Annotated in this window: 8 protein-coding genes; 1 reads left to right on the forward strand and 7 read right to left on the reverse strand. The window is 45.7% G+C overall.

What is annotated here, in order from left to right; genetic code table 11:
- Positions 1 to 58 precede the first annotated feature (58 nt).
- Complete coding sequence (locus DW036_RS08585) at positions 59 to 967, forward strand: cation diffusion facilitator family transporter (protein ID WP_118463063.1); 909 nt, start codon at positions 59 to 61, stop codon at positions 965 to 967.
- On the opposite strand, the gene leuB is transcribed toward DW036_RS08585, so the two are convergent.
- The 7 genes from leuB to DW036_RS08620 form a co-directional block, all read right to left on the reverse strand.
- On the reverse strand, positions 964 to 2,025 hold the full coding sequence (leuB, locus tag DW036_RS08590; protein WP_118463066.1) for a 3-isopropylmalate dehydrogenase: 1,062 nt from the start codon (positions 2,023 to 2,025) through the stop codon (positions 964 to 966). The two genes, DW036_RS08585 and leuB, sit on opposite strands and share 4 nt — an antisense overlap.
- Positions 2,015 to 2,284, reverse strand: coding sequence for a hypothetical protein (locus DW036_RS08595; RefSeq protein ID WP_233560356.1), 270 nt, complete (start codon positions 2,282 to 2,284; stop codon positions 2,015 to 2,017). The genes leuB and DW036_RS08595 overlap by 11 nt, the downstream gene beginning before the upstream one ends.
- The gene (locus DW036_RS08600) at positions 2,281 to 3,834 is read right to left on the reverse strand and encodes an alpha-isopropylmalate synthase regulatory domain-containing protein (protein ID WP_118463069.1); all 1,554 of its coding nucleotides are present in this window, start codon (positions 3,832 to 3,834) and stop codon (positions 2,281 to 2,283) included. Before DW036_RS08600 ends, DW036_RS08595 begins: the two co-directional genes overlap by 4 nt.
- Complete coding sequence (leuD, locus tag DW036_RS08605; RefSeq protein ID WP_007217260.1) at positions 3,831 to 4,418, reverse strand: 3-isopropylmalate dehydratase small subunit; 588 nt, start codon at positions 4,416 to 4,418, stop codon at positions 3,831 to 3,833. Before leuD ends, DW036_RS08600 begins: the two co-directional genes overlap by 4 nt.
- A 61-nt stretch (positions 4,419 to 4,479) precedes the next feature.
- Positions 4,480 to 5,874, reverse strand: a complete 1,395-nt coding sequence (gene leuC, locus DW036_RS08610; protein ID WP_118463072.1) for a 3-isopropylmalate dehydratase large subunit — start codon at positions 5,872 to 5,874, stop codon at positions 4,480 to 4,482.
- A gap of 41 nt (positions 5,875 to 5,915) precedes the next feature.
- Positions 5,916 to 7,412: a 2-isopropylmalate synthase gene (locus tag DW036_RS08615; protein ID WP_118463075.1), complete on the reverse strand. Its 1,497-nt coding sequence runs from the start codon at positions 7,410 to 7,412 to the stop codon at positions 5,916 to 5,918.
- A gap of 370 nt (positions 7,413 to 7,782) precedes the next feature.
- Positions 7,783 to 8,022 carry a hypothetical protein gene (locus DW036_RS08620; protein ID WP_022208084.1) on the reverse strand — a complete coding sequence of 80 codons (240 nt, stop codon included), beginning with the start codon at positions 8,020 to 8,022 and terminating at the stop codon, positions 7,783 to 7,785.
- Between the last annotated feature and the right edge of the window lie 123 nt (positions 8,023 to 8,145).

Raw genomic sequence — 8,145 nt, forward strand, 5'->3', positions numbered from 1 at the left:
TTCTATCACGTAAATTTGCATAATAAAATCTGTATCACTCTTACACCTTATTAAATATATGTCACACGAACATTCACATCAGCAGAGCCATACCATCAACGCAGAGTCGCTGAACAAGGCATTTATCATAGGCATTGTTCTCAATTTAGCCTTTGTTGTCATAGAGTTCGCCGCCGGTTTCTGGTTCGATTCCCTCGCACTGCTTTCCGACGCCGGACACAATCTGAGTGATGTAGTCAGTCTCGTGCTGGCATTGCTGGCTTTCCGCCTTGCCAAAGTCAAAGCCAATGAACGCTATACGTATGGTTATAAGAAAAGTACGATCCTGGTATCCCTGCTCAATGCGGTCATTTTGCTGGTAGCCGTAGGCGCCATTGTCATCGAAAGTATTCATAAGCTGAGTAATCCGGCAGTCGTTCCCGGCGGAGCCATTGCCTGGGTAGCGGGTGTGGGTGTACTTATCAATGCATTCACCGCTTTCCTCTTTATGAAAGATAAGGAAAAAGACCTGAACGTAAAAGGGGCTTATCTGCACATGGCGGCAGATGCTTTGGTATCAGTGGGAGTATTAGTGGCAGGTATCGTCATCAGCCGGACCGGCTGGTATATTATCGACCCGATTATCGGTCTGATTGTGGCTGTTGTCATCCTCATCTCTACGTGGAATTTACTGCATGACAGTCTTCGCCTGACGCTGGATGGCGTGCCCACAAGTATCAACAGTCAGCAAGTAGTAGAGTCCATCCGTGCCCTTCCCGGCATCGATGACGTTCACCATATACATATATGGGCCATCAGCACCACAGAGAATGCACTGACAGCCCATATTGTTTTAAAGCAAGCGGAAGACATGCAAGAGGTGAAACACCTCATCCGCCACCGGCTTGAAGATTTCGGCATCGGCCATGCCACCCTGGAGTTTGAAGTTCCGGGTGAACATTGTGAAGCCGTATTTGCCGAAGATTAGCTACGTTTGATATAATCTACCACCCATGCTCCTACTTCCTTGGTACCATACTTCGCACCACCTTCCACCTGAATTTCCGGTGTGCGGACATTAGCATCCAAAGAAGCATCTACGGCTTTGCGAATCAATGCGCCTTCTTCCAGCAAATTGAAATATTCGAATAACATGGCAACCGAAAGGATTTGTGCCAGCGGATTAGCGATATTCAAACCTTTGGCCTGTGGCCATGAACCGTGGATAGGTTCGAATACAGGAGTGCTTTCGCCTGTAGAAGCCGAAGGAAGCAAGCCCATAGAGCCGCTGATTACAGAACCTTCATCCGTAAGAATATCACCGAACGTATTCTCGGTAACCATTACATCAAAGAATTTAGGCTCTTGAATCATCTTCATGGCTGCATTGTCCACAAACATATAGTCCGTAGTCACTTCGGGATATTGCGGTGCCATTTCCTGGGCAATCTGTCTCCACAGGCGTGAAGATGCAAGCACATTGGCTTTATCTACCACCGTGAGGTGCTTATTGCGTTTCATGGCATACTCGAAACCAACTTTCAGGATACGCTCAATCTCCGGACGAGTGTACATATTGGTATCATACGCTTTGTCGTTGTCCTGATACTTCTCGCCGAAATACATACCGCCGGTCAGTTCGCGGATACAAAGAAAATCTGCGCCATCCACCAGTTCGGCACGAAGCGGTGATTTATGGAGCAGACATTTGAAAGTTTGTACCGGACGGATATTGGCAAACAATCCCAGTTTCTTACGCATAGCCAGCAGTCCTTGTTCGGGACGTACTTTGGCAGTAGGATCATTGTCGAATTTCGGATCGCCTACAGCCGAGAACAAAACTGCATCTGCGTTTTTACAAACTTCATAAGTAGCTTCGGGAAACGGATCACCCACTTTGTCGATAGCATCTGCACCGCAGATAGCATATTCATAGTTTACTTTATGTCCAAACTTCTCACATACGGCGGTCATTACGTCCACACCTACGGTGGAAATCTCCGGGCCAATGCCGTCACCGGCTAATACTGCAATTTTAAAATCCATTGTTTTCTTTATTTTTTAAGTATTCGTTTATTTTCTTTTGATTCGCAAAATTCTTGCGACGATAACGGTCGCCCCACACAAAACCAGCTGTCAGAATAAGGGTATTGAGGGCAGAGATAAACCACTCGTCCACACCCAACTCCCCGTCCCGCCAACGCAGGAAGAGGTTTAGAGCGAATAACAGAACCGCATACAGTGTATAGCATACCTTGGGGTAATTATCAAAAAATGATTTCTTTTTCTCAACAGAGTTCATCATTCGGCTTCTTTTTGTTCATAGTCTTCCTCAATGATATTCAGCATCTTCATTGTCGCCTTAATCGCCGCCTCCGTCTGGTCGGCATCCAGCCCGCGTGTACGGAACACCGTGCCGTCGTAACTCCAGGTAATAACTGTCTGCACAAAAGCATCGGTACGCCCGCCGGGAGGGATGGTTACGGCATAGTTCGTCAGCATGGGAAATTTACGTCCCAATGTCACTTTATAAATCTTACGCAAGGCACGCACAAAAGCATCATACTGACCGTCACCGCTGGAACTTTCCTCATATTCCTGTCCGTTGATTTCAATCTTCAGCGTAGCCATCGGCTTCAGACCGTAAGCAAGGTTCACGATGTATGTCTTCAGTTTCACTTTCTCGTTCATCACTCCGTGCTTCAGTACGTCCGAAACGATATAAGGCAAATCTTCCTGGGTAACCAGTTCTTTCTTGTCGCCCAACTCGATAATCCTTTCCGTCACCTTACGCATAGAATCCTCATCCAACGTCAGTCCCAGATCTTCCAGATTCTTACGGATGTTCGCCTTACCACTGTTCTTACCCAGTGCATACTCCCGCTTACGTCCGAAACGCTCGGGTAACAGGTCGTTGCAATAAAGGTTACTCTTATTGTCTCCATCGGCATGTACTCCCGCTACCTGCGTGAACACATTTTCACCAACAATCGGTTTATTGGCGGGAATAGCAATACCGGAATAGGATTCAACTACCCGGCTGACTTCATTCAGACGACCTTCGTCAATGTTAGTGATAGCATTGAAATGATCTTTCAGAATGGCCTGCACACTGGACAACGGTGCATTACCGGCACGTTCGCCCAGGCCGTTGATCGTGGTATGGAGTCCCTTCGCACCACTCAGAACAGCAGCCAACACATTGCTCACTGCCAGGTCGTAGTCATTATGCGGATGGAAATCGAAGTGAGCATGCGGATAACGTTTCACCATCTTCCGCATATATTCGATGACCTGCAAGGGATTCAGCACACCCAGCGTATCAGGCAACATATACCGCTTGATATTCGTGTGCATCAGTGCATCCACCATCTGGAAGACGTACTCCGGAGAATCTTTCATCCCGTTGCTCCAGTCTTCCAGGTAAATGTTCACCTCCATATCCTGTTCATTGGCATAATTCACTACGCCAATAATATCTTCGATATGTTCTTCAGGGGTCTTTCTCAACTGACATGTGCAATGCTTCAACGAACCTTTGCACAGAAGATTAATGACGCGGCAACCGGTAGCGTGTATCCAGTCTACCGACGTATGCCCGTCTACGAAACCCAACACCTCCACCCGAGGCAATAAATTACGCCGTGCCGCCCAGTCACATATCATCTTGACAGCATCGAACTCACCGTCCGAAACCCGTGCCGAAGCTACTTCCACCCTGTCTACTTTCAGTTCTTCCAGTAGCAGACGGGCTATCATCAGCTTTTCATGGGGGACGAACGACACACCGCTGGTTTGCTCACCGTCGCGGAGCGTGGTGTCCATGATTTCTATTTGGGGCTGTTTATACTTCATTTTTTATTTTCCCAAGCTTCTATTTTATCTTTATTCTCTACCAGGAAATCGATGTCATCCAGGCCATTCATCAGGCAATGTTTCTTGTAAGCATTGATTTCGAAAGTCTCACTTTTGCCTGTTGCCTTGTTGGTGATTGTCTGTTCCGGCAGGTTCACCACTACCTCCGTTTTCGGATCGGCGGCAATGGAATCAAACAATTCTTTCAGGAACGGTTCGCTCACCACCACAGGCAATACGAAATTATTCAGTTCATTATTCTTGTGAATATCAGCAAAGAAACTACTGACTACCACGCGGAAACCATAATCTGCAATGGCCCATGCTGCATGCTCGCGGCTACTGCCCGAACCGAAGTTCTTTCCGGCTACAAGCACCTGTCCGCTATAGGTCGGATCATTCAGAACGAAAGAGTCGATTTTGTTTCCTTGCTTGTCATACCGCCAGTCGCGGAACAGATTCTCTCCGAAACCTTCTTTGGTCGTAGCTTTCAAAAAACGTGCAGGAATGATCTGGTCTGTATCTACATTCTCCAACGGGAGAGGCACACAAGTACTGGTGATGATATTGAATTTCTGTTTCATTGTTTCTTATCTTTGATTTTGAAATACTTATTATTAATGACTTCTGCCAAGAGGACTGAAATTACATCAGTTCTCTCGGGTCCGTAATCACTCCCGTTACTGCTGCCGCAGCCGCTACCAGCGGACTGGCAAGCAACGTACGCGACCCCGGTCCCTGACGACCTTCAAAGTTACGGTTACTTGTAGAAACCGCATACATTCCGGCAGGCACCTTATCATCATTCATTGCCAGACAAGCCGAACATCCCGGCTGGCGGATAGCAAAACCTGCTTCCTCCAATACCTTATCCAGACCTTCTTCACGAATCTGTTCATCTACCATCCATGAACCGGGTACCAACCAGGCAACCACATGCTCCGCCTTCTTATGGCCTTTCACTAACGAGGCGAAAGCACGGAAATCTTCAATACGTCCATTCGTACAAGCACCCAAAAATACATAATCAATCTTCTTACCCAATACTCCCTCACCGGGTTGGAAGCCCATATAATCCATTGATTTCAGGAATGAAGTTTTTGCAGCCTCTCCCATTCCGTCAGTCGTGGGAATGTGTTGCGTGATACCCATACCCATACCCGGATTTGTTCCGTATGTAATCATCGGTTCGATATCTGCCGCATCAAAATGCACTTCTTTATCAAACGTAGCATTCTCGTCGCTCTTCAGCGTCTTCCAATATGCCAACGCCTTTTCCCATTCCTCACCTGCCGGAGCATATTCACGACCTTTGATGTATTCGAATGTCACTTCATCCGGTGCCACCATACCACCACGTGCACCCATTTCTATACTCAGGTTGCACAGCGTCAGGCGTCCTTCCATGGTCAGGCTGCGAACTGCTTCTCCGGCATATTCCACAAAATAACCGGTTGCACCGCTCGTTGTCATTTTAGACATCATATAGAGCGCAATATCTTTTGCCGTCACACCTTTACCCAGTTTTCCGTCCACTGTGATGCGCATTGTCTTCGGGCGTGTCTGCAAGATACATTGTGAAGCCATTACCATCTCCACCTCACTTGTACCGATACCGAAAGCCACTGCTCCCATCGCACCGTGCGTTGATGTATGCGAGTCACCACACACAATCGTCATTCCCGGCAAGGTCAACCCTCTTTCCGGGCCTACCACATGAATGATACCATTCTTTTTATGCAGCATACCGAAATGCGTCAATCCGAAATCTTCCGCATTCTTGGCCAGTGTATCCACCTGTGTTTTAGAAATCGGATCTTCAATCGGTTTGTCCTGATCGTGCGTCGGCGTGTTATGGTCGGGCATACAAACAATCTTTTCCGGACGGAAACATCGGATGCCGCGTGCACGCATTCCCGCAAAAGCCTGCGGACTGGTTACTTCATGGCAATAAAGGCGATCTATATATAACTGTGTGGGACCATCTTCCACCTGCTGAACCACGTGGGCATCCCAGATTTTATCAAATAATGTATTCATCAGATTTATTACGATTTTACAATTTATAATTGAGGTTAGTCTTATGATTTGAACTTATTGATACAATCGATATAAGCTTCTACCGATGCGGCAATAATATCCGTATTCGCACCGAAACCATAATAGATATGATTGTCATATTCCACCTGCATGTGTACCTTACCCATATCGTCACTACCTTTGCTGATAGCCTGGATAGTAAATTCCTTCAGTGTCATATGGCGGTCGATGATCTTCTTCAAAGCCTTTATCGCTGCATCTACCGGACCGTTTCCACTGGCAGCCGCTTCAAACTTCTCACCGGAGATATTCAGTCCCAGACTGGCAACTGAACGTACACCTACTCCACTGGTCACTTGCAGATATTCCAGTTTCACGCGGTGGTTCTGTGTACGGTCTGCACCGGCAAGCACCAGAATGTCATCATCATTAATATCTTTCTTCTTATCCGCCAATTTCAGGAAAGCTTCATATACCTTGTCCAGTTGTTCCTGTTCAAGATCCACGCCTAATACCTGCAAACGGTTCTTCAAGGCGGCACGTCCGCTACGGGCAGTCAATACGATAGAGTTATCGTCGATACCCACATCGTGCGGGTCGATGATTTCGTAAGTCTGCACATTCTTCAACACACCATCCTGATGGATACCCGATGAGTGTGCAAAAGCATTGCGACCTACGATAGCCTTGTTAGGCTGCACCGGCATGTTCATCAAACTTGACACCATGCGGCTTGTCGGATAAATCTTCTGTGTATTGATATTTGTTTCAATGTCGATATCTTTATGGCATTTGATAATCATAGCCACTTCCTCAAGCGAAGTATTACCTGCGCGTTCACCGATACCATTAATGGTAACCTCCACCTGGCGTGCACCATTCAGTACACCTGCCATCGTATTTGCTGTAGCCATTCCCAAGTCATTATGACAGTGCGTAGAAAGGATTGCTTTTTCAATACCACTCACATGCTCCATCAAATACTTGATCTTCGCTCCATATTCATCCGGTAGACAGTACCCGGTCGTATCCGGAATGTTCACTACTGTAGCACCCGCCTTAATTACAGCTTCCACCACACGAGCCAGATATTCATTGTCCGTACGACCTGCATCTTCTGCATAGAACTCCACATCATCCACATAACGGCGGGCATACTTCACAGCAGCTACTGCACGCTCGATGATTTCCTCACGATTGGAATTGAATTTATACTTGATATGCGAATCCGATGTACCGATACCTGTATGAATACGTTTGTGCTTGGCAAACTTCAAAGCATCCGCAGCTACATCTATATCTTTTTGTACCGCACGGGTTAATGCACAAATAGTAGGCCATGTCACTGCTTTGGATATTTCAATAACAGAGTTGAAATCTCCCGGACTGGAGATCGGGAATCCGGCTTCAATAACATCCACGCCCAGCAGTTCCAGTGCCTTTGCTACCTGAATCTTTTCCACTGTGTTCAATTGGCATCCCGGGACCTGCTCGCCATCGCGGAGCGTTGTGTCGAAAATAAATAACTTGTCACTCATTTCTTATAGTTTTTATAAATTATTGCCACTAAAAAAAGCCTTTCGCACTTGGAAGTGAGAAAGGCTTTCGAATATCCTAATCGTTACATATATTCACGCACAGCACTCACTTCCACTAAACCTTGCCAGTAGAATAATAATACCACACAGTAGAATATATGTAAAGTTCTGTATCATTTTTATCTTCTTGTTTTTATTATGACGGTGCAAAGGTATAGATAATTTCGTAGCATACAAATAAATTCGTAACTTTTTTCTCTAAAAAAACATCATTTTATAAGTTTGCTATCAAATAACTCTATAAAGTATAACAAAAAAGGGACATACTTGAACGTATGCCCCTTTTTTATATGATCCTATGTGATAAGAATTACTTCTTGTCGCAAGCTTTATCACATTCTTTTTTCTCTTTGCAGCAAGCTTTTGTGCTATCGCAAGCAGCAGAATCTGCCTTGCAGCAAGCTTTTGTTGAATCACATGCCTGTACTTCTTCTACAACTTCAACTTCAGTAGCTTCTACTTCAGTATTAGCAGCCTTTTTGTTACCACAAGAAGTCACGGCGAAAGAAAATGCAACTGCAACAGCTGCCAAAAATAACTTTGTCTTCATCTCTAATTTTGCTTTAAACATTAATAATAAATAGTGCGGCGCAAATATAAGCAAAAAATTAGAATTATACAAATACAAAAAGCCCCCATATCAATCGATATGGAGGCTTTCCTCTAAAAACGG

This window comes from Bacteroides sp. AF39-11AC, assembly GCF_003474285.1.
In the GTDB taxonomy this organism is placed as follows: Bacteria; Bacteroidota; Bacteroidia; order Bacteroidales; family Bacteroidaceae; genus Bacteroides.